We start from the raw sequence: 19,676 nt of genomic DNA on the forward strand, positions 1-19,676 counted from the left end.
CTAACCGCCGTTGGCCAGCTGCGCGTAGCGGTAGCAATCCTGAGTGTGATCCATGACCATGCCCGAGGCCTGCATCAGTGCGTAGCAAATGGTCGGGCCGACGAAGGTGAACCCGGCCTTCTTCAAAGCCTTGCTCATCGCCAGCGCTTCGGGGGTGATCGCCGGGACTTCGCTGCGATCCTTGAAATGATTGATGATCGGTCGGTCGCCAACGAACGACCAGAGAAACGCCACCGGGTCTTCCAGCGCCAGCCAGGCCTGCGCATTGCGCCGCGCGGCGTTGAGTTTCAGGCGATTGCGGATGATGCCCGGATCGAGCATCAGTTCGTCGATCTCGGCATCGCTCATCTGCGCCACGCGCTGCACATCGAAGCCGAACAGCACCTGGCGATAATGCTCGCGTTTACGCAGCACGGTGATCCACGACAGCCCGGCCTGGAACCCTTCGAGCAAAAGCAACTCGAACAAACCCTGCGCATCGCGTAGCGGCGTGCCCCACTCCTGATCGTGATAAGCCATGTACAGCGGATCTTCGGTACACCAAAAGCAGCGTGGCATAAGGCTCCAGGGGGCGTGCGCAGCAACGAATCGGGTATACTCCCGCTCTTTAAATCGCAGCCCAAGAAACAGGTGAATTTCGTGAGCCAGCCTACGCCAGCCGTGCGTACCTTCCAAGACTTGATCCTCGCCCTCCAGCAATACTGGGCCGAGCAAGGTTGTGTGGTACTTCAGCCCTACGATATGGAAGTAGGCGCCGGCACTTTCCACACCGCGACCTTCCTGCGCGCCATCGGCCCGGAAACCTGGAACGCCGCATACGTGCAGCCAAGCCGCCGTCCGACTGACGGCCGTTATGGCGAAAACCCGAACCGTCTGCAGCACTACTACCAGTTCCAGGTCGTGCTCAAGCCGAACCCGGACAACTTCCAGGAACTGTACCTGGGCTCGCTCAAGCATGTCGGCCTCGACCCGCTGGTGCACGACATCCGTTTCGTCGAAGACAACTGGGAATCGCCGACCCTCGGCGCCTGGGGTCTGGGCTGGGAAGTCTGGCTCAACGGCATGGAAGTCACCCAGTTCACCTACTTCCAGCAGGCCGGCGGCATCGAGTGCTACCCGGTGACCGGCGAGATCACCTACGGTCTCGAGCGTCTGGCCATGTACCTGCAAGGCGTGGATTCGGTCTACGACCTGGTCTGGGCTGACGGTCCGTTCGGCAAAGTCACCTACGGCGACGTGTTCCACCAGAACGAAGTGGAGCAGTCCACCTACAACTTCGAACACGCCAACGTCGACAAGCTGTTCGAACTGTTCGACTTCTATGAAAGCGAAGCCAAGCGCCTGATCGAACTCGACCAGCCGCTGCCGTTGCCGAGCTACGAAATGGTGCTGAAGGCTTCGCACACCTTCAACCTGCTGGATGCGCGCCGGGCGATCTCGGTGACTGCGCGTCAGCAATACATTCTGCGCGTGCGCACCCTGGCGCGTTCCGTTGCGCAAGCCTACCTGCTGGCGCGTGCCAAGCTGGGCTTCCCGATGGCGACCCCGGACCTGCGTGACGAAGTACTGGCCAAGCTGGAGGCTGCACAATGAGTGCGCAAGATTTTCTGGTTGAACTGGGCACCGAAGAACTGCCACCCAAAGCCCTGAACACGTTGGCCGAGGCGTTCCTCGCCGGTATCGACAGAGGCCTGCAAGCCGCCGGCCTGAGCTACGAAAGCAAAACCGTCTACGCTGCGCCGCGTCGTCTGGCCGTGCTGATCACCGCGCTGGCCACCCAGCAGCCGGATCGCAGCATCAACCTCGACGGCCCGCCGCGTCAGGCCGCGTTCGACGCTGACGGCAATCCGACTCAGGCCGCCCTTGGTTTTGCCAAGAAATGCGGCGTCGAGCTGAGCGAAATCGACCAGAGCGGTCCGAAACTGCGCTTCAGCCAGAACATCGCCGGCAAGCCGACCGCCAGCCTGCTGCCGACCATCGTCGAAGATTCGCTGAACGACCTGCCGATCCCGAAACGCATGCGTTGGGGTGCGCGCAAGGATGAGTTCGTGCGTCCGACCCAGTGGCTGGTGATGCTGCTCGGTGACCAGGTCATCGACTGCACGATTCTCGCGCAGAAGGCTGGCCGAGATTCCCGTGGTCACCGTTTCCACCACCCGGAAGCCGTGCGCATCGGTTCGCCGTCGAGCTACCTCGCCGACCTGCGTGCCGCTTACGTGCTGGCTGACGCCAACGAGCGTCGCGAAATCATCAGCAAGCGCACCGAAGAGCTGGCCACGCGCCAGGAAGGCACTGCGATCGTGCCACCGGCGCTGCTTGACGAAGTGACCGCGCTGGTTGAATGGCCGGTGCCGCTGGTGTGCTCGTTCGAGGAACGTTTCCTCGACGTGCCGCAGGAAGCGCTGATCACCACCATGCAGGACAACCAGAAGTACTTCTGCCTGCTGGACGCCGACGGCAAGCTGCTGCCGCGTTTCATTACGGTGGCCAACATCGAATCCAAAGACCCGCAGCAGATCATCGCCGGTAACGAGAAAGTGGTTCGTCCACGTCTGACCGACGCCGAGTTCTTCTTCAAGCAAGACAAGAAGCAGAAGCTCGAAGCCTTCAACGATCGCCTGCAGAACGTGGTGTTCCAGGAAAAACTCGGCAGCGTCTACGACAAGGCCGAGCGTGTTTCGAAACTGGCGGCCTACATCGCCGCACGTATCGGCGGCAATGCATCTTGGGCGGCACGTGCCGGTCTGCTGTCGAAGTGCGACCTGGCCACCGAAATGGTCGGCGAGTTCCCGGAGATGCAAGGCGTCGCCGGTTACTACTACGCCCTCAATGACGGCGAGCCACAGGATGTTGCACTGGCGCTGAACGAGCAGTACATGCCACGCGGCGCCGGGGCTGAATTGCCAGCGACCCTGACCGGTGCAGCCGTGGCCATCGCCGACAAGCTCGACACCCTGGTCGGCATTTTCGGTATCGGCATGCTGCCGACCGGCAGCAAAGACCCGTATGCCTTGCGCCGTGCAGCACTGGGCGTACTGCGTATCCTGATCGAGAAGAAACTCGATCTCGACCTGAACGACGCCGTGGCTTTCGCCGTGACTGCGTTCGGCGGCAAGGTCAAGGCGGCCGGCCTCAACGAAGCCGTGCTGGAATTCATCTTCGACCGCCTGCGTGCGCGTTATGAAGACGAAGGCGTCGACGTTGCCACTTACCTGTCGGTACGTGCGCTGAAGCCGGGTTCGGCGCTGGACTTCGATCAGCGTGTACAAGCGGTCCAGGCGTTCCGCAAATTGCCGGAAGCGGCAGCGCTGGCAGCGGTGAACAAGCGTGTATCGAACCTGTTGAGCAAAGTCGAAGGCTCGGTGCCGACCGTGGTCGAGGCCAAATATTTCGACAACGCCAACGAGTTCTCGCTGTACTCGGCGATCCAGCAAGCGGATCAGGCGGTGCAGCCAATGGCTGCGGCGCGTCAGTACAACGAATCGCTGGCACGTCTGGCGGCATTGCGCGAGCCGGTCGACGCGTTCTTCGACGCGGTGATGGTCAACGCCGACGATGCCAATGTGCGGGCCAACCGTTACGCGCTGCTGGCGCGTCTGCGTGGCCTGTTCCTCGGCGTCGCCGACATTTCGCTGCTGGGTTGAGGGATTGCTGTTGAAACTGCTGATTCTCGATCGTGACGGCGTGATCAATTACGACTCCGATGCCTACATCAAGTCGGTGGAGGAGTGGATTCCGCTGCCCGGCTCGATCGAAGCGATTGCGCAGTTGAGCAAGGCCGGCTGGACAGTGGCGGTGGCCACCAACCAGTCGGGCATTGCTCGCGGCTATTACGACCTCGCCACCCTCGAGGCCATGCACGCGCGCCTGCGCGAGCTGGTCGCGGAGCAGGGCGGCGAAGTCGGTTTGATCGTGTATTGCCCGCATGGCCCGGACGAAGGTTGCGATTGCCGCAAGCCGAAACCGGGAATGCTGAAAACCATTGCCGAGCATTACACGGTGCCGTTGACCAACGTCTGGTTTGTCGGCGACAGCCTTGGTGACCTGGAGGCCGCCAAAGCCGTCGATTCACAGCCAGTTTTGGTGAAGACCGGGAAAGGCGAAAAGACTCAGGGCAAAACCCTGCCGGTTGGCACTCTGATTTTTGACGATCTGGCGGCGATTGCCGCAGAACTTATCCACAACTAGAGTACTTCTGAATTTCCTGGCCAGGGATTGCTCGGGAGTGCGCTTGAACAGTCGGGCATTGCCCGTAACGGTAAACGTCGCCATGTCGATACTGCGGGCCTTCAGAATCTTCCTTTTCTATCTGCTGCTGGGCACAACAGCATTGCTGTGGTGCAGCCTGAGCTTTTTCATCGCGCCTTTTCTTTCTTTCAAGGCGCGCTATCGATTTATCAATGTGTACTGGTGCCGTTGCGCCCTGTGGTTGACCAAGGTGTTTCTTGGTATCCGTTACGAAATCAAAGGTGCGGAAAACGTGCCTGACCGGCCCTGCGTGATTCAATCGAACCACCAGAGCACTTGGGAGACGTTCTTTCTCTCCGCTTATTTCTCGCCGTTGAGCCAGGTGCTCAAGCGCGAATTGCTGTACGTGCCGTTCTTCGGCTGGGCCATGGCCATGTTGCGCCCGATTGCGATCGACCGGGACAACCCGAAAGCCGCGCTCAAGCAAGTCGCAGCCAAAGGTGATGAGCTGCTCAAGGACAACGTTTGGGTGCTGATCTTCCCCGAAGGCACCCGCGTTCCCTACGGTACTGTCGGCAAATTCTCTCGCAGCGGCAGCGCGTTGGCGGTGAATGCGTCGCTTCCGGTCCTGCCGATTGCACACAATGCCGGCAAATTCTGGCCAAAAATCGGTTGGGGTAAACAGTCCGGGGTGATCACCGTAGTCATCGGCGAACCGATGTACGCCGAAGGCAGCGGGCCTCGCGCAATTGCTGATCTGAATGACCGCGTGCAGGCGTGGAACGAAAAGACCCAGCGCGAAATGGGCTCGCTGCCACCGGCGCCGGAGGCACCTGCCGCGAGTGATCGGCTGGCTGTCTGAATTATGTGGATAACCTGTGTACGGTTTTGTTTAAAATAGCGTTTATAGACTGCTAATTCGTTGATTTAGAAACATATTTTAAAATCAGAAAATTATCAGCAATCCGTGCATAAGTTTTATTCGGATGTAAAAAAACCGGTTGTTATAGCCGGTTTTTTTGTGCCTGATCATTCGGAAATCAACGGCAACTCAATACGAAATGTGGTTCCTGCATCGACCATGCTTCGACATTCGATTGTGCCGCCATGGTGGTCCACCACCGCCTTGACCATCGACAGACCCAAGCCTACGCCGTCGATGCCCTGGGCGGAGGAGAAGCGTCGATACTGGCTGAATAAATCAGGCAGCTCATGGGCAGCGATGCCTTTGCCCTGGTCCGTCAGTTCGCAGCGAAGCCATTGTCCATGACAACTGACATGCAGTTGTACCGTGCTGTCTGCCGAGCTGTACTTGATCGCATTTTCCAGCAGATTGAACAGGGCGCGCGTCAGTAACCCCTGATCCGCCAGAACCAATCGTTCCTGACATTCCTCATCAACCTGGTTAAGCAATTCGATGCGTTTCTGCTGCGCGATGGGCAAGGCCTGATCCAGCACGTCCAAGACCAGCATCGCAAACAGAGTCGGACGAAACTGATACGTCTCGGACTCGGCCCGGGCCAACAAGACGAAACCATCGGTGAGGTCCAGCGCGCGCCGAACCTGACGCTCAATCTGTTCGAACAACGGTGCATCTGCGCCAGCCTGGTGTCGATGCACATCGAGCAGAGCGAGGATGGCCGAATGCGGCGCCCGCAGGTCATGGGAGAGAAAGCGCAGGAGAACGCTGCGCTGCTCTTCGGCAGCACGCTCGGCGCTCAGATCGGTCAGGCTTAGCAACCAACCGATCGGCGTGTCACCGTCGACCGGCAACAGTGCCGCTCGTTCCAGGCGCAGGCTGCGTTCCTTGTGATCGCGAAATTCCAGCAATGACAGCGCGGCCAATGCCGGTCGCGGCTCTGTGGATAATTCCGGGTAGCCGAGCCGTGCCAAGTGGTCGAGTACGTCGTCGCCTACCAGCGCATCTTCGAACAGCTCGCGGGCCTTGCGATTGCCCAGCAGTATCGCGCCGTGCGGATCACTGATCAGCGTCGCCACCGGCAGGTATTCCAGGCCGTCGGCAATGAACCGTCGAGTATCGCGAGTGCGACTCATGGCTTGTTCAAGGGCCATGATCTGGCCCTGCAAACGGTCGGCGCCGGTGAACCGGGTACGGCGTCGTTCCGGAAAGACCTTGGGCTCGCTGTCCAGGCGCGCCAGTTCCCAACCGAAGTAGGTCAGCACCACGCTCAGACGCCGCCAGTTCCAGATCAGATAACCGAACAGCATGCCAAGCGCTGCTGGTGTCGGCGACCACCAGTAGCGGGTCTCGGCGAGCAAGGCACTGCTGACCAGCACACAGGCCATGCCGATCAAGGTCACCCACAGTGCCCAACGTGGTCGCCACAGCAATAATCCCAGCACACAGGCGACCATCACCACCGACAGTAATGCGCCGAATATTGGCGAGGAATTGTGCAAATTGTCCTGGGCGCGATAAGACAGCAAGGCAGTCAGCGGCAACAGCACCAGACTTATCCACAACCACTCGCCTACCAGCCGCCGGAACAGACGCTGGACCTGGCTCGGCTCGCGATTTTCACGTCGACGCTGAGGGTTATGCATGGCAGAAAGGGCAGGGCAGTGTGAATGGTTTCATGGGGCACTGATCTGAGGCGTGGATCCGAAGAATCATAGCGGACGTCGACCGACGACGGGCCGCTTCTTTCATCGCGGCGAGGGAGTCGCTATTGTCGACATCTCTGCCCCAGCGACAAGGATCACTACCGATGCGCGTTGCCATTCTGGACGACGAACCCGCCGAACTGCGCCGGGTCGAACAAACCCTGCAGCAAATGGCCGATGCCGGCGCACAGCCGTGGTCACTGCACAGCTTCGAGCGCGGCGAAGATTTGTTGCGCCAGCTGCGTCGAGAGACCTTCGACCTGCTGATTCTCGACTGGCAGCTTCCCGATCTTACAGGCCTGGCCCTGCTGCGCTGGACCCGCGAACACATGGACGCGCCACCGGCAGCGATCATGCTCACCAGCCGCGATGGCGAGAGCGATATTGTTCAAGCCCTGAATGCCGGGGCCGATGACTATGTCAGCAAGCCGTTTCGGCCCAATGAGCTGAAGGCGAGGGTGGCAGCGGTCCTGCGCCGGCATAGCCAGCCGCGCAGCGCGGCTGGCGAAGTGCAGATGTTTCACGATCTGACCTTCGACGACGCCGAGCTGACCGTTACCCGTGAAGGCAAGCCGATCCTCATGACCGAACGCGAGTACCGCCTGGCGCGCTGTCTGTTCAGCAATCTGGGGCGGCCGCTGTCGCGGGATTATCTGTATGAGCGCTTCTGGCCGAACGAGGAGACGACCTCCTCACGACCGCTGGATACGCATATCTACAGGCTGCGCAACAAGCTGGGACTTACCGCGGATCGCGGATGGCAGCTGTTGACGATTTACGGTTATGGCTATCGATTGGAAAGTGTCGCGACTGGCAGTGAGTGAGCCCCAGCGATCGAAAAGACTATTAAGAAGACAAGGGTCTCAGGGAACTTGACTGTGCAAACTGACCAACCGGAGGCGGCTGCCTCAATTGTAGTTTTTGAATCCCCGGTCATTTCTCGCGACTGTGCCGAAGCTTTGCAGACGCTCGGCTTCAACGTGACGACGCTGGCGTTGAGCGAAGACAACGTCATGGGCCTGATGAGCGCGCGCCCCGACTACGTGCTCACCATCAATTTCAATCAGTACATCAGCGAAGTCTGCGAGTTGCTGAAAATCCCTTACCTGGCCTGGGTGATCGATACCCCGTGCTATCCGATCTATGACAAGGCCATCAATCATTCGCACAGCTTTACCTTTATCTATGACGCCGCTGTCGCGCGGCGGCTGAGGCAGAGCGGGGTGCGTCAGGTCTATCATCTGCCAGTCGCCGCCAACATGGAGCGCATCGGCCAGATCGATGTTCAGCAGCAGGATTCAGCCCCGGAATACGACATCAGTTTTGTCGCCAACCTGACCCGTACCGAATACCGGACCTCGATCTTGCCGCACTTGTCGGTGCAGACGAATGAGCGTTGCAGCCAACTGATCGATTCACTGGATCAGCCTGAAGCTTTCCTGAATATGGCAGATCAACTTGATGAGAATTTGATCGCCACCATCCAGCGGGAGTCAGGCTACCCGCTGGCGGGAGATCACTATCTTCCAGTAGCGCACAAGCTCGCCTATCTGCTTGGCCGGGAGCACTCGTGGCAGGAACGCATCGAGGTTATCCAAAGCCTGGAAAAGCACTTCTCGATTGGCGTTTATGGCAATGAGGAATGGCGAGCTCAGGTCAATGGTTACGTCGGCCACGCCGACCATTTCACTGAGATGCCGAGGATTTTCCAGGGCTCGAAAATCAACCTCAACATCATCCGCTCGTTCGTCGAATCCGGCCTGCCGATGCGCGTATTCGATGTGCTCAGTTGTGGCGGCTTCCTTGTCACCAACGACAAGGAGGATCTGCACAGGTTATTCACCGATGGCAAAGATCTGGTGACTTATCGCGACACTCAGGATTTGATCGAAATCTGCGCTTATTACCTCGAACACGATGAAGAGCGCAGGACGATTGCGCAGTTAGGGCGGTCGACATTGGCGCAAAACCATACCTTTGTGCAGCGCATGACCGACATGTTGACGACGGTGCAGAGTGAGCTGCGCGGGGAGCCGGGGGCGTTCAGCCGCTGGTATTGAGCTTTTTTTCTTCACGCATAAAAAACCCCGGCGCACTGGCCGGGGTTTTCATGACAGGGCACTCAACCGGGATCAGAAATCCAGGTTGGAAACCGCCAATGCATTGCTTTCGATGAAGTCACGACGAGGTTCGACCGCATCACCCATCAGGGTGTTGAAGATCTGGTCTGCGCCGATGGCGTCTTCGATGGTGACTTTCAGCATGCGGCGCACGCTTGGGTCCATGGTGGTTTCCCACAGCTGATCCGGGTTCATTTCGCCCAGACCTTTGTATCGCTGGATAGTATGGCGCTTGGTGCTTTCGGCCATCAGCCAGTCGAGGGCTTCCTTGAACTCGGTGACGGCCTTCTTGCGCTCGCCACGCTGGATGTACGCGCCTTCGTCGAGCAAGGTGCTCAATTGGGCGCCCAGGGTGACGACGGTTTTGTAGTCGTTGCTGCCGAAGAAGTCGCGGTTGAAGGTGACATAGTTCGACAGACCGTGGGAGATCAGTTCGACCTCCGGCAACCACACGCCACGTTCACGGTCTTCGCGCAGGCTGGCCTTGTAGACCAGACCGGACTTCTCATTGGTACGCAGGCGGACTTCATACTGGGCCAGCCACTCTTGCATCGCGGCATGGTCGCCCAGGGTTTCCAGGCTGACGGCCGGCAGGTAGATGAAGTGCTCGGTCAGTTCCTGCGGGTACAGGCGCGACAGACGCTTGAGGGTCTTCATCACCATGCGGAAGTCATTCACCAGACGCTCCAGCGCTTCACCGGAAATGCCCGGGGCGTCTTCGTTCAGGTGCAGGCTCGCATCTTCCAGGGCCGACTGCGTCATGTACTCTTCCATGGCGTCGTCGTCTTTGATGTATTGCTCTTGCTTGCCTTTCTTGACCTTGTACAGCGGCGGCTGGGCGATGTAGATGTAGCCGCGCTCGATCAGCTCCGGCAGCTGACGGAAGAAGAAGGTCAGCAGCAGGGTACGGATGTGCGAACCGTCGACGTCAGCATCGGTCATGATGATGATGTTGTGATAGCGCAACTTGTCGATGTTGTACTCTTCGCGACCGATGCCGCAACCCAGCGCAGTGATCAGCGTGCCCACTTCCTGGGACGAGATCATCTTGTCGAAACGGGCCTTCTCGACGTTGAGGATCTTGCCCTTCAACGGCAGGATCGCCTGGGTCTTGCGGTTACGTCCCTGCTTGGCAGAGCCGCCCGCGGAGTCACCTTCCACCAGATACAGTTCGGACAGCGCCGGGTCTTTTTCCTGGCAGTCAGCAAGCTTGCCCGGCAGGCCGGCGATGTCCAGCGCGCCTTTGCGGCGGGTCATCTCACGAGCCTTGCGCGCCGCTTCACGGGCACGGGCGGCGTCGATCATTTTGCCGACCACCAGTTTGGCTTCGTTCGGATTCTCCAGGAGGAAATCGGAGAAATACTTGCCCATCTCCTGCTCGACCGCGGTCTTCACTTCGGAAGACACGAGCTTGTCTTTGGTCTGCGAGCTGAACTTCGGATCCGGCACCTTCACCGAAATGATCGCTGTCAGGCCTTCGCGGGCGTCATCACCGGTAGTGGCGACTTTGTGCTTTTTCGCCAGACCTTCCTGCTCGATGTAATTGTTCAGGTTACGTGTCAGTGCGGAGCGGAAGCCCACCAGGTGGGTACCACCATCGCGCTGCGGAATGTTGTTGGTGAAGCACAACAGGTTCTCGTTGAAGCTGTCGTTCCACTGCAGGGCGATTTCCACGCCGATGCCGTCTTCACGCTGGATATTGAAGTGGAACACCTGGTTGACCGCAGTCTTGTTGGTGTTCAGGTATTCAACGAAAGCACGCAAGCCGCCTTCGTACTTGAACAGTTCTTCCTTGCCGCTGCGCTCGTCCTTGAGGACGATGCCGACACCGGAGTTGAGGAAGGACAGTTCACGAATGCGCTTGGCGAGGATGTCCCAGCTGAAGTGAATGTTCTTGAAGGTTTCACTGGAAGCCTTGAAGTGGATCTGCGTGCCGGTGGTTTCGCTGTCGCCAACGATAGCCATCGGCGCCTGAGGTACGCCGTGGACGTAGGTCTGCTCCCAGATCTTGCCGCTGCGGCGCACTGTCAGAACCAGCTCTTCGGACAGTGCGTTCACTACCGAAACACCTACGCCGTGCAGACCGCCGGAAACCTTGTAGGAGTTGTCGTCGAACTTACCGCCAGCGTGGAGGACGGTCATGATGACCTCGGCGGCGGAAACGCCTTCCTCTTTATGCACGTCTACCGGAATGCCACGACCGTTGTCTTTAACGGTGATGGATTCGTCCGGGTGGATGATGATGCTGATGTCGTCGCAATGGCCGGCGAGGGCTTCGTCGATCGAGTTGTCGACCACCTCGAACACCATGTGGTGCAGACCGCTGCCATCGTCGGTGTCACCAATGTACATACCGGGACGTTTGCGCACCGCATCCAGGCCTTTCAGCACTTTAATGCTCGATGAGTCGTACGTATTTTCTTCGCTCAATGCCTTCACTCCCGATGGTCGTGGGTCTGGGTGATACGGCCCTGTTCCACGTGGAACAAAGCGACCGGCGTTTCCGTCTGCCAGCCTTCCCTCAATAATTCGTGATCTACACAGGTGATGAACACCTGGCAGCGTAAGTCTTCCAGCAAGCGGCACAACGCGTGGCGATGGCTCTCGTCCAGCTCGGACGGCAAGTCATCGACCAGATAAATACATTGACCGCGACGGGCCTGGCTGACCAGATGCCCTTGGGCAATTCGCAGTGCACAGACCACCAGCTTCTGCTGACCCCGGGACAAGATGTCCGCGGCATTGTGTGCGCCCAATCTAAGACGCAAATCAGCCCGTTGCGGTCCGGCCTGGGTATGACCCATCTGCTGATCCCGTTGTACGGTACCTGCGAGTACGGCGCTCAATTCGCGATCCTTGTCCCAGCCTCGGTAATAGCTGAGCGTCAAACCCTCGAGCTCAACCAGTTCGCTCAAGGTCTGTTCGAAGACCGGTTTCAAGGCTGTGATGTAAGCACGGCGGTATTCATCGATTTCAGCGCTGGCCTGGCACAGTTCCCTGTCCCAAACCGCTTGCGAAACGGCGTCAAGTGTACCATGCCGCAGCCAGGAGTTTCTCTGGCGCAGGGCCTTCTGCAAACGCTGCCAGGTGGCCATGAAGCGGGGCTCGACGTGGAACACCCCCCAGTCGAGAAACTGCCGGCGAATCTTCGGCGCCCCTTCCAGCAGACGGAAGCTGTCCGGGTTGATCAATTGCAGTGGCAGAATCTCGGCCAGTTGCGCAGCGCTGCGGGCGTTCTGGCCGTCGATGCGGATCTGGAACTCTCCCTGGCGGTCGCGAGAAATGCCCAGCGCACTCTGGCCACCTTGCGCCAGCTCGACCTGACCGAATACCGTACAGGCGAGCTGTTCGTACTGAATCACCGGCAACAGCCGCGTGCTACGAAACGAACGGGCAAGCCCCAGCAGGTGAATGGCTTCCAGAACACTGGTTTTGCCGCTGCCGTTGGCGCCGTAAAGAATGTTGATGCGGGGGGAGGGGGAGAAGGTCACCGGCTGCAGATTGCGCACCGCGGTGACCGAAACACGACTTAAGGACATCCAGGTTCAGCTGATTACAGACGCATCGGCATGACAACGTAAGCCGAGTCGTCATTGTCGGACTCTTGCACCAGCGCACTGCTGTTGGAGTCGGACAGGATCAGGCGAACCTGCTCGGTGGTCATCACGCCCAGCACGTCAAGCAAGTAGCTCACGTTGAAACCGATTTCCAGGGAGCCGCCGTTGTATTCAACGCCCACTTCTTCTTCCGCTTCTTCCTGCTCAGGGTTGTTGGCCTGAATTTTCAACTGACCGCTGGCCAGTTGCAGACGGATACCACGGTACTTCTCGTTGGACAGAATCGCGGTGCGGCTGAACGCTTCACGCAATGCCTGGCGATCGCCCAGGACCAACTTGTCGCCACCCTTGGGCAACACTCGCTCGTAATCCGGGAATTTGCCGTCGACCAGTTTCGAGGTGAAGGTGAATTCACCCGTGGTAGCGCGGATGTGATGCTGACCCAGGACAATGCTGACATTGCCGTCCGGCTCAGTGAGCAGACGAGCCAGCTCAAGGATACCCTTGCGCGGCACGATGACCTGATGGCGGTCTGGCTGACCGATATCGGCCTGCATTGAGCACATGGCCAGACGGTGACCGTCGGTTGCAACAGCGCGGATCACACCGGCAGAAACTTCCAGCAGCATGCCGTTGAGGTAATAACGCACGTCCTGCTGAGCCATCGCGAAGCTGGTGCGCTCGATCAGACGACGCAGTTTGCTTTGCTCCAGGCTGCAGGTCAGTGAGCCCGGGCCTTCTTCGACGGTCGGGAAATCATTGGCTGGCAGAGTCGACAGGGTGAAACGGCTACGGCCGGCCTTCACCACCAGTTTCTGCTCGTCGACCTTGATGTCGATCAGCGCATCGTTGGGCAGGCTCTTGCAGATGTCCATCAGCTTGCGCGCAGGCACAGTGATGGAGCCTGTCTCGGCCGGCTCTTCAAGTTGCACACGACCGACCAGTTCGACTTCCAGGTCGGTACCGGTCAGCGACAGTTGCTGGCCTTCGACGACCAGCAGCACGTTGGACAGTACCGGCAAGGTCTGTCGGCGCTCGACGACGCCTGCGACCAGTTGCAGGGGTTTCAACAGGGCTTCGCGTTGAATGGTGAAATGCATGGTCTAGTCCCTTGCCTTAATAAGCTGCGCTGGTGTTCATCAAGTGGTCAGTGTACGCAGCAGGTTCTTGTAGTCCTCGCGGATGTCCGCGTCGGATTCCTTAAGTTCGTTGATCTTGCGGCAGGCATGCAACACGGTGGTGTGGTCGCGGCCGCCAAACACATCGCCGATTTCCGGCAGGCTGTGGTTGGTCAGTTCCTTGGACAGTGCCATGGCCACCTGACGCGGACGTGCCACCGAGCGCGAACGGCGCTTGGACAGCAGGTCGGAGATCTTGATCTTGTAGTATTCGGCGACGGTGCGCTGAATGTTATCCACAGAGACCAGCTTGTCCTGCAACGCCAACAGATCTTTCAGGGATTCGCGAATCAGCTCGATGGTGATGTCGCGGCCCATGAAGTGCGAGTGGGCGATCACGCGTTTCAGCGCGCCTTCCAGCTCGCGGACGTTGGAACGAATACGCTGGGCAATGAAAAATGCAGCGTCGTGCGGCAACTCGACTTTCGCCTGGTCGGCCTTCTTCATCAGGATCGCGACGCGGGTTTCCAGCTCCGGCGGCTCGACGGCAACCGTCAGGCCCCAGCCGAAGCGCGATTTTAGGCGTTCTTCAAGGCCTTCGATTTCTTTCGGGTAGCGGTCACTGGTGAGAATGACCTGCTGACCACCTTCAAGCAGGGCGTTGAAGGTGTGGAAAAACTCTTCCTGGGAGCGCTCCTTGCGGGCGAAGAACTGAATGTCATCGATAAGCAGGGCGTCCACCGAACGGTAGAAGCGTTTGAATTCGTTGATCGCGTTCAGTTGCAGCGCCTTGACCATGTCGGCCACGAAACGCTCGGAATGCAGGTACACGACCTTGGCATTCGGATTCTTCTTTAATAAGTGGTTACCCACCGCGTGCATCAAGTGGGTTTTACCCAGGCCGACGCCACCATAAAGGAACAGTGGGTTGTACCCGTGCTTGGGATTATCCGCCACCTGCCAGGCCGCCGCACGGGCGAGCTGGTTGGATTTACCTTCGACAAAGTTTTCGAAGGTGAATGTGCGGTTCAGGTAACTGGTGTGCTTGAGTGCGCCTTCCACCTGCACGGTGCGCTGCTCGGCCCGAACCGGGGCCTGCTGCGAAGCGGCACCGGCCATCGGATCGAAACTGTCACGGGATGGCTCTTCGCTGACTTCAGCGGTTTTCTGCGTGGAACGCTTGGCCGGAGCAGGTGCTGGCGCTGGTGCCGGGTTGTTCGCCGGCACGTTGTTGGCCTGAGCCTGGGAAACCTGCGCAGCCGCCAGCGGCGCATTCGGTGCGGCACGGGGCGCCGAGCTGCGTTTGCTGCCTATTAATAAGGACAGCGCCGGCGTCGTGCCGTTGCCGTGCTCATCCAGCAGTTCGAGGACGCGGCCCAGGTACTTTTCGTTGACCCAGTCCAGCACGAAACGATTCGGTGCGTAGACGCGCAACTCGTCGCCTTCGGCTTCGACCTGTAGTGGACGGATCCAGGTGTTGAATTGTTGGGCAGGCAGCTCTTCGCGCAAAAGCTCCACGCATTGCTGCCAAAGTTCCACTGACACGGATATCCCCTAAGTTGAAAGCCGGTGAGGCAAAAACAAGCGGCCATTGTAGCGGCGAGACGTTCACTTATCCACATGAAGGAAGGTCGATCGCCATCATTTATCAATGCGTTAACGCATGAAAAGGCGACCAACGGCTTGTGAATAAGGTCTGTGGATAAACGCCTCTGAGGGCACTGGACAACTGGGGGTTAAACCCGGGGGATAGCCTGCCTGTGGATAACGCGGCTTTTCACACACAGCTTATCCGGTAGCGCAGCACAGGCTGACCACCGTTTTCCACTGTAGTTGTCATTCTCTGTACATCAGGCGGAACAAGGCCTGATAGCACTTATCCACAGAAGATGCCGTACCTAGCTTTTACAAGCTTTACAGAAAAGCTTTAAATAATTCCCTTCTTTATTTTTATATCTGGCTGACAAGCTTTCGAGCCCAACCCTTGCCCAGATCTATTTATAAGGAAACGCTGGTTGGAAATTGACCTGAAGGCTTGCTTTCTCTAGAATCCCCGGTCTCTTAAAACGGGGGCCATTCCGGCCCGTTGTGGACGAACCAGGTAACACGACATGAAACGTACTTTCCAACCAAGCACTATCAAACGCGCTCGTACCCACGGTTTCCGTGCTCGCATGGCTACCAAGAACGGCCGCGCAGTCCTGTCGCGTCGTCGCGCCAAAGGTCGTGCGCGTCTGGCAGTTTGATAATCCGGTACTGGAGGTGAGTCAGGACTTCAGTCGGGAAAAGCGTCTGCTCACTCCCCGGCATTTCAAGGCAGTCTTTGACTCCCCTACCGGCAAGGTTCCGGCGAAAAATCTCCTGCTCCTTGCACGCAACAACGATCTTGATCACCCCCGTCTCGGGCTGGTTATCGGGAAAAAGAGCGTAAAGCTCTCCGTTGAGCGCAATCGCCTCAAACGTCTGATGCGCGAATCGTTCCGTCTGCACCAGGATTCACTGGTCGGCTGGGACATCGTTATCGTCGCGCGCAAAGGTTTGGGTGATGTAGAAAACCCCGAATTGATTCAGCATTTCGGCAAACTCTGGAAGCGTCTGGCACGCAACAAGCCCGTTCCGGCAGTCAAAACCGAAACTGTAGGGGTAGACAGTACCGATGCGTAAACTGGCCCTCGTTCCGATCCAGTTTTATCGCTATGCCATTAGTCCTTTAATGGCCAGCCACTGTCGCTTCTACCCCAGTTGTTCCTGCTACGCGTATGAAGCCATTGAAAATCATGGCCTTCTGCGCGGTGGCTGGCTGACCTTTCGTCGTTTAGGTCGCTGTCATCCGTGGAATCCCGGCGGTTATGACCCGGTTCCGCCTATCCCTACCTCCCGTTCTTCTTCGATGGCCGAGTAATCATGGATATCAAACGCACGATCCTGATCGTCGCCCTGGCAATCGTGTCCTACGTCATGGTTCTTAAATGGAACCAGGATTATGGCCAGGCTGCCCTGCCGACTCAGAATGTTGCTTCCAGTACGACTACATCCGGTTTGCCGGACACCGCCACTGGCACAAATGCCGCCAGTGACGATATTCCGCGCGCCGCCAGCGATACCAGCGCACCTGCCGAAACGCCGGTCGCCGCCAGCAAGGATCTGATTCAGGTCAAGACCGACGTGCTCGATCTTGCGATCGATCCACAGGGTGGCGATGTTGCGCAACTGACTTTGCCTCTGTATCCACGTCGTCAGGATCGTCCTGACGTGCCGTTTCAGCTGTTCGATAACGGTGGCGAACGTGTCTATCTGGCGCAAAGCGGTCTGATCGGCACCAACGGCCCGGATGCAAATCCGGCCGGTCGTCCGGTTTATTCGTCGGAGAAGAAGGTTTATCAACTGGCTGACGGTCAGGATCAACTCGTGGTTGACCTGAAATTCAGCAAGGACGGCGTCAACTACATCAAGCGTTTCACAGTTAAACGCGGCCTGTACGACGTTGCCGTCTCCTACATTGTGGATAACCAGAGCGCGCAGCCCTGGAACGGTGCAATGTTCGCCCAGTTGAAGCGCGACGCCAGCGCTGATCCGTCGTCCACTACGGCTACCGGCACCGCGACTTACCTGGGCGCTGCCCTGTGGACAAGTTCGGAGCCGTACAAAAAAGTGTCCATGAAAGACATGGACAAGGCGCAACTCAAGGAAACCGTCACCGGTGGCTGGGTCGCCTGGTTGCAACACTACTTCGTGACAGCGTGGATTCCGGCCAAGGGCGAAAACAACATCGTCCAGACCCGTAAAGACAGCAAAGGCAACTACATCATCGGTTACACCGGTCCTACTCTGACCGCTGCTCCAGGTGCCAAGGTTGAAACCAGCGCCGTACTTTATGCCGGCCCGAAAAGTCAGGCTGTCCTGAAAGAGTTGTCCCCAGGTCTGGAACTGACCGTCGACTACGGCATCCTGTGGTTCATTGCCCAGCCGATCTTCTGGCTGCTGCAACATATCCACGCGATTGTCGGTAACTGGGGCTGGTCGATCATCTTCCTGACCATGCTGATCAAAGGGATCTTCTTCCCGCTGTCGGCAGCCAGTTACAAGTCGATGGCGCGCATGCGTGCCGTAGCGCCGAAACTGGCAGCCCTGAAAGAGCAACATGGCGATGACCGGCAGAAAATGTCGCAAGCCATGATGGAGCTGTACAAGAAAGAGAAGATCAATCCGCTGGGCGGCTGCTTGCCGATCCTCGTGCAGATGCCAGTCTTCCTCTCGCTGTACTGGGTTCTGCTCGAAAGCGTGGAAATGCGCCAGGCGCCATTCATGCTGTGGATTACCGACCTGTCGATCAAGGATCCGTTCTTCATTCTGCCGATCATCATGGGCGCTACCATGTTCATCCAGCAGCAGTTGAACCCGACTCCTCCGGATCCGATGCAGGCGAAGGTCATGAAAATGATGCCAATCATCTTCACGTTCTTCTTCCTGTGGTTCCCGGCTGGTCTGGTGCTGTACTGGGTTGTGAACAACTGCCTGTCGATTGCACAACAGTGGTACATCACGCGTAAGATCGAAGCGGCGACAAAAAAAGCCGAGGCGTAACTTGCACTGTGGATAACACCACTCAAAACGCCCCCTAGTGGGGCGTTTTGCTATCTGCCATTTTTGTCTGGATTCCGGTTTATGAGCACACCGCGTGAAACCATCGCAGCAGTTGCTACCGCCCAAGGTCGTGGCGGTGTGGGCATCGTCCGGATTTCCGGGCCGTTGGCCAGGGTTGCAGCCAAAGCCATCAGCGGTCGCGAACTGAAACCGCGCTACGCCCATTACGGCCCATTTTTCGGTAACGACCAGCAAGTTCTGGATGAAGGTCTGGCTCTGTATTTTCCGGGTCCGAACTCGTTCACCGGCGAAGACGTTCTGGAACTGCAGGGCCACGGCGGCCCCATCGTGCTGGACATGTTGCTCAAGCGTTGTCTGGAACTGGGCTGTCGTCTGGCGCGCCCGGGCGAATTCAGTGAACGTGCTTTTCTCAACGACAAACTCGATCTGGCCCAGGCTGAGGCAATTGCTGATTTGATCGAAGCGAGTTCTGCACAGGCTGCGCGTAATGCATTGCGCTCACTGCAGGGCGCTTTTTCCCAGCGTGTGCATAACTTGACCGAGCAACTGATCGGTCTGCGCATCTATGTCGAAGCTGCCATTGACTTCCCGGAAGAAGAGATCGACTTCCTTGCCGATGGCCATGTTCTGAACATGCTCGATAAGGTGCGCGACGAGTTATCCACAGTACTGCGCGAAGCCGGGCAGGGCGCGCTGTTGCGTGACGGTATGACCGTGGTGATTGCTGGACGCCCGAATGCTGGCAAATCCAGCCTGTTGAATGCGTTGGCCGGCCGTGAAGCTGCGATCGTTACCGAGATCGCGGGCACCACGCGGGACATCCTGCGTGAACATATCCACATTGATGGTATGCCTCTGCACGTTGTAGACACCGCAGGCCTGCGTGACACCGATGATCATGTGGAAAAAATTGGCGTGGAACGCGCTTTGAAAGCCATCGGTGAAGCGGATCGCGTGCTATTGGTGGTCGATGCGACCGCACCGGAAGCACTGGACCCGTTTGCTCTTTGGCCAGAATTTCTCGAAACCCGGCCGGATCCGGCGAAGGTCACACTGATTCGCAACAAAGCTGATCTGACCGGTGAAACCATCCACCTGGAAACCAGTGACGACGGTCATGTCACGATCAGTCTCAGCGCCAAGTCCGCCGAAGGCCTCGACCTGCTGCGTGATCACCTCAAGGCGTGCATGGGTTACGAGCAGACGTCTGAAAGCAGCTTCAGCGCACGCCGCCGGCATCTGGACGCATTGCGCCACGCCAGCGCGGCATTGGAACACGGCCGCGCCCAATTGACGTTGGCCGGGGCTGGCGAATTGCTCGCCGAGGATTTGCGCCAGGCCCAACATTCTCTGGGTGAAATCACCGGTGCGTTCAGCTCGGATGATTTGCTGGGAAGGATTTTCTCCAGCTTCTGCATAGGCAAATAAACAAAAGGGGCTGTGGATAATTCATCCACAGCCCC

Annotated in this window: 17 protein-coding genes; 11 read left to right on the forward strand and 6 right to left on the reverse strand. The window is 58.2% G+C overall.

The window, feature by feature from the left end; translation table 11 throughout:
* Positions 1-558: a DNA-3-methyladenine glycosylase I gene (gene tag, locus VNV36_RS19045; RefSeq protein ID WP_325719427.1), complete on the reverse strand. Its 558-nt coding sequence runs from the start codon at positions 556-558 to the stop codon at positions 1-3.
* Between the two features lie 81 nt (positions 559-639).
* Here tag and glyQ point away from each other — a divergent pair, with 81 nt between their 5' ends.
* The 4 genes from glyQ to VNV36_RS19065 all read left to right on the forward strand — a co-directional run bounded on the left by glyQ (position 640) and on the right by VNV36_RS19065 (position 5,050).
* Positions 640-1,593: a glycine--tRNA ligase subunit alpha gene (glyQ, locus tag VNV36_RS19050; protein WP_003187265.1), complete on the forward strand. Its 954-nt coding sequence runs from the start codon at positions 640-642 to the stop codon at positions 1,591-1,593.
* The gene (glyS, locus tag VNV36_RS19055; RefSeq protein WP_325719428.1) at positions 1,590-3,644 is read left to right on the forward strand and encodes a glycine--tRNA ligase subunit beta; all 2,055 of its coding nucleotides are present in this window, start codon (positions 1,590-1,592) and stop codon (positions 3,642-3,644) included. Before glyQ ends, glyS begins: the two co-directional genes overlap by 4 nt.
* 4 nt (positions 3,645-3,648) lie before the next feature.
* Positions 3,649-4,188, forward strand: a complete 540-nt coding sequence (gmhB, locus tag VNV36_RS19060; RefSeq protein ID WP_164488352.1) for a D-glycero-beta-D-manno-heptose 1,7-bisphosphate 7-phosphatase — start codon at positions 3,649-3,651, stop codon at positions 4,186-4,188.
* Positions 4,189-4,270: 82 nt separating this feature from the next.
* A complete protein-coding gene (locus VNV36_RS19065) occupies positions 4,271-5,050 on the forward strand; it encodes a lysophospholipid acyltransferase family protein (RefSeq protein WP_325719430.1) in 780 nt (259 codons plus the stop codon).
* Positions 5,051-5,217: 167 nt separating this feature from the next.
* Here the strand turns inward: VNV36_RS19065 and VNV36_RS19070 are convergent, their stop codons facing one another.
* The gene (locus VNV36_RS19070; RefSeq protein WP_325719432.1) at positions 5,218-6,753 is read right to left on the reverse strand and encodes a sensor histidine kinase; all 1,536 of its coding nucleotides are present in this window, start codon (positions 6,751-6,753) and stop codon (positions 5,218-5,220) included.
* 164 nt (positions 6,754-6,917) lie between these two features.
* On the opposite strand from VNV36_RS19070, the gene VNV36_RS19075 reads away from it, so the two are divergent.
* On the forward strand, positions 6,918-7,637 hold the full coding sequence (locus VNV36_RS19075; RefSeq protein ID WP_325719435.1) for a response regulator transcription factor: 720 nt from the start codon (positions 6,918-6,920) through the stop codon (positions 7,635-7,637).
* A gap of 54 nt (positions 7,638-7,691) precedes the next feature.
* On the forward strand, positions 7,692-8,873 hold the full coding sequence (locus VNV36_RS19080; RefSeq protein WP_325719437.1) for a CgeB family protein: 1,182 nt from the start codon (positions 7,692-7,694) through the stop codon (positions 8,871-8,873).
* Positions 8,874-8,945: 72 nt separating this feature from the next.
* Here VNV36_RS19080 and gyrB read toward each other — a convergent pair whose 3' ends face one another.
* The 4 genes from gyrB to dnaA are packed head-to-tail and all read right to left on the reverse strand — an operon-like array spanning position 8,946 to position 15,153.
* Positions 8,946-11,363 carry a DNA topoisomerase (ATP-hydrolyzing) subunit B gene (gyrB, locus tag VNV36_RS19085; protein ID WP_325719439.1) on the reverse strand — a complete coding sequence of 806 codons (2,418 nt, stop codon included), beginning with the start codon at positions 11,361-11,363 and terminating at the stop codon, positions 8,946-8,948.
* A 5-nt stretch (positions 11,364-11,368) separates the two neighbouring features.
* On the reverse strand, positions 11,369-12,472 hold the full coding sequence (gene recF / locus VNV36_RS19090; protein ID WP_325719441.1) for a DNA replication/repair protein RecF: 1,104 nt from the start codon (positions 12,470-12,472) through the stop codon (positions 11,369-11,371).
* A gap of 14 nt (positions 12,473-12,486) precedes the next feature.
* Positions 12,487-13,590, reverse strand: coding sequence for a DNA polymerase III subunit beta (gene dnaN / locus VNV36_RS19095; protein ID WP_016772390.1), 1,104 nt, complete (start codon positions 13,588-13,590; stop codon positions 12,487-12,489).
* Positions 13,591-13,629: 39 nt separating this feature from the next.
* Positions 13,630-15,153 (reverse strand): chromosomal replication initiator protein DnaA, encoded by a 1,524-nt coding sequence (gene dnaA, locus VNV36_RS19100; RefSeq protein WP_325719445.1) that lies wholly within the window; start codon positions 15,151-15,153, stop codon positions 13,630-13,632.
* Between the two features lie 566 nt (positions 15,154-15,719).
* On the opposite strand from dnaA, the gene rpmH reads away from it, so the two are divergent.
* The 5 genes from rpmH (at position 15,720) to mnmE (ending at position 19,641) form a co-directional block, all read left to right on the forward strand.
* A complete protein-coding gene (gene rpmH, locus VNV36_RS19105; protein WP_003213577.1) occupies positions 15,720-15,854 on the forward strand; it encodes a 50S ribosomal protein L34 in 135 nt (44 codons plus the stop codon).
* Positions 15,855-15,870: 16 nt separating this feature from the next.
* Entirely contained in the window at positions 15,871-16,272 is a 402-nt protein-coding gene (gene rnpA, locus VNV36_RS19110; protein WP_325719468.1) for a ribonuclease P protein component, read from the forward strand.
* Entirely contained in the window at positions 16,265-16,510 is a 246-nt protein-coding gene (gene yidD / locus VNV36_RS19115; RefSeq protein WP_010465488.1) for a membrane protein insertion efficiency factor YidD, read from the forward strand. Before rnpA ends, yidD begins: the two co-directional genes overlap by 8 nt.
* Before the next feature lie 2 nt (positions 16,511-16,512).
* Positions 16,513-18,192 carry a membrane protein insertase YidC gene (gene yidC, locus VNV36_RS19120; RefSeq protein ID WP_101159734.1) on the forward strand — a complete coding sequence of 560 codons (1,680 nt, stop codon included), beginning with the start codon at positions 16,513-16,515 and terminating at the stop codon, positions 18,190-18,192.
* Between the two features lie 81 nt (positions 18,193-18,273).
* Complete coding sequence (gene mnmE, locus VNV36_RS19125; RefSeq protein WP_325719449.1) at positions 18,274-19,641, forward strand: tRNA uridine-5-carboxymethylaminomethyl(34) synthesis GTPase MnmE; 1,368 nt, start codon at positions 18,274-18,276, stop codon at positions 19,639-19,641.
* Positions 19,642-19,676: the final 35 nt, after the last annotated feature.

The organism is Pseudomonas sp., assembly GCF_035554175.1.
GTDB lineage: Bacteria > Pseudomonadota > Gammaproteobacteria > Pseudomonadales > Pseudomonadaceae > Aquipseudomonas.

What these genes read in the sequence shown, in the direction of transcription:
- tag (WP_325719427.1), bottom strand. Translation starts at nt 558, where the DNA reads ATGCCACGCTGCTTTTGGTGTACCGAAGATCCGCTGTACATGGCTTAT.
- glyS (WP_325719428.1), top strand. Translation starts at nt 1,590, where the DNA reads ATGAGTGCGCAAGATTTTCTGGTTGAACTGGGCACCGAAGAACTGCCA.
- VNV36_RS19065 (WP_325719430.1), top strand. Translation starts at nt 4,271, where the DNA reads ATGTCGATACTGCGGGCCTTCAGAATCTTCCTTTTCTATCTGCTGCTG.
- VNV36_RS19070 (WP_325719432.1), bottom strand. Translation starts at nt 6,753, where the DNA reads ATGCATAACCCTCAGCGTCGACGTGAAAATCGCGAGCCGAGCCAGGTC.
- VNV36_RS19075 (WP_325719435.1), top strand. Translation starts at nt 6,918, where the DNA reads ATGCGCGTTGCCATTCTGGACGACGAACCCGCCGAACTGCGCCGGGTC.
- recF (WP_325719441.1), bottom strand. Translation starts at nt 12,472, where the DNA reads ATGTCCTTAAGTCGTGTTTCGGTCACCGCGGTGCGCAATCTGCAGCCG.
- dnaN (WP_016772390.1), bottom strand. Translation starts at nt 13,590, where the DNA reads ATGCATTTCACCATTCAACGCGAAGCCCTGTTGAAACCCCTGCAACTG.
- rpmH (WP_003213577.1), top strand. Translation starts at nt 15,720, where the DNA reads ATGAAACGTACTTTCCAACCAAGCACTATCAAACGCGCTCGTACCCAC.
- yidD (WP_010465488.1), top strand. Translation starts at nt 16,265, where the DNA reads ATGCGTAAACTGGCCCTCGTTCCGATCCAGTTTTATCGCTATGCCATT.
- yidC (WP_101159734.1), top strand. Translation starts at nt 16,513, where the DNA reads ATGGATATCAAACGCACGATCCTGATCGTCGCCCTGGCAATCGTGTCC.
- mnmE (WP_325719449.1), top strand. Translation starts at nt 18,274, where the DNA reads ATGAGCACACCGCGTGAAACCATCGCAGCAGTTGCTACCGCCCAAGGT.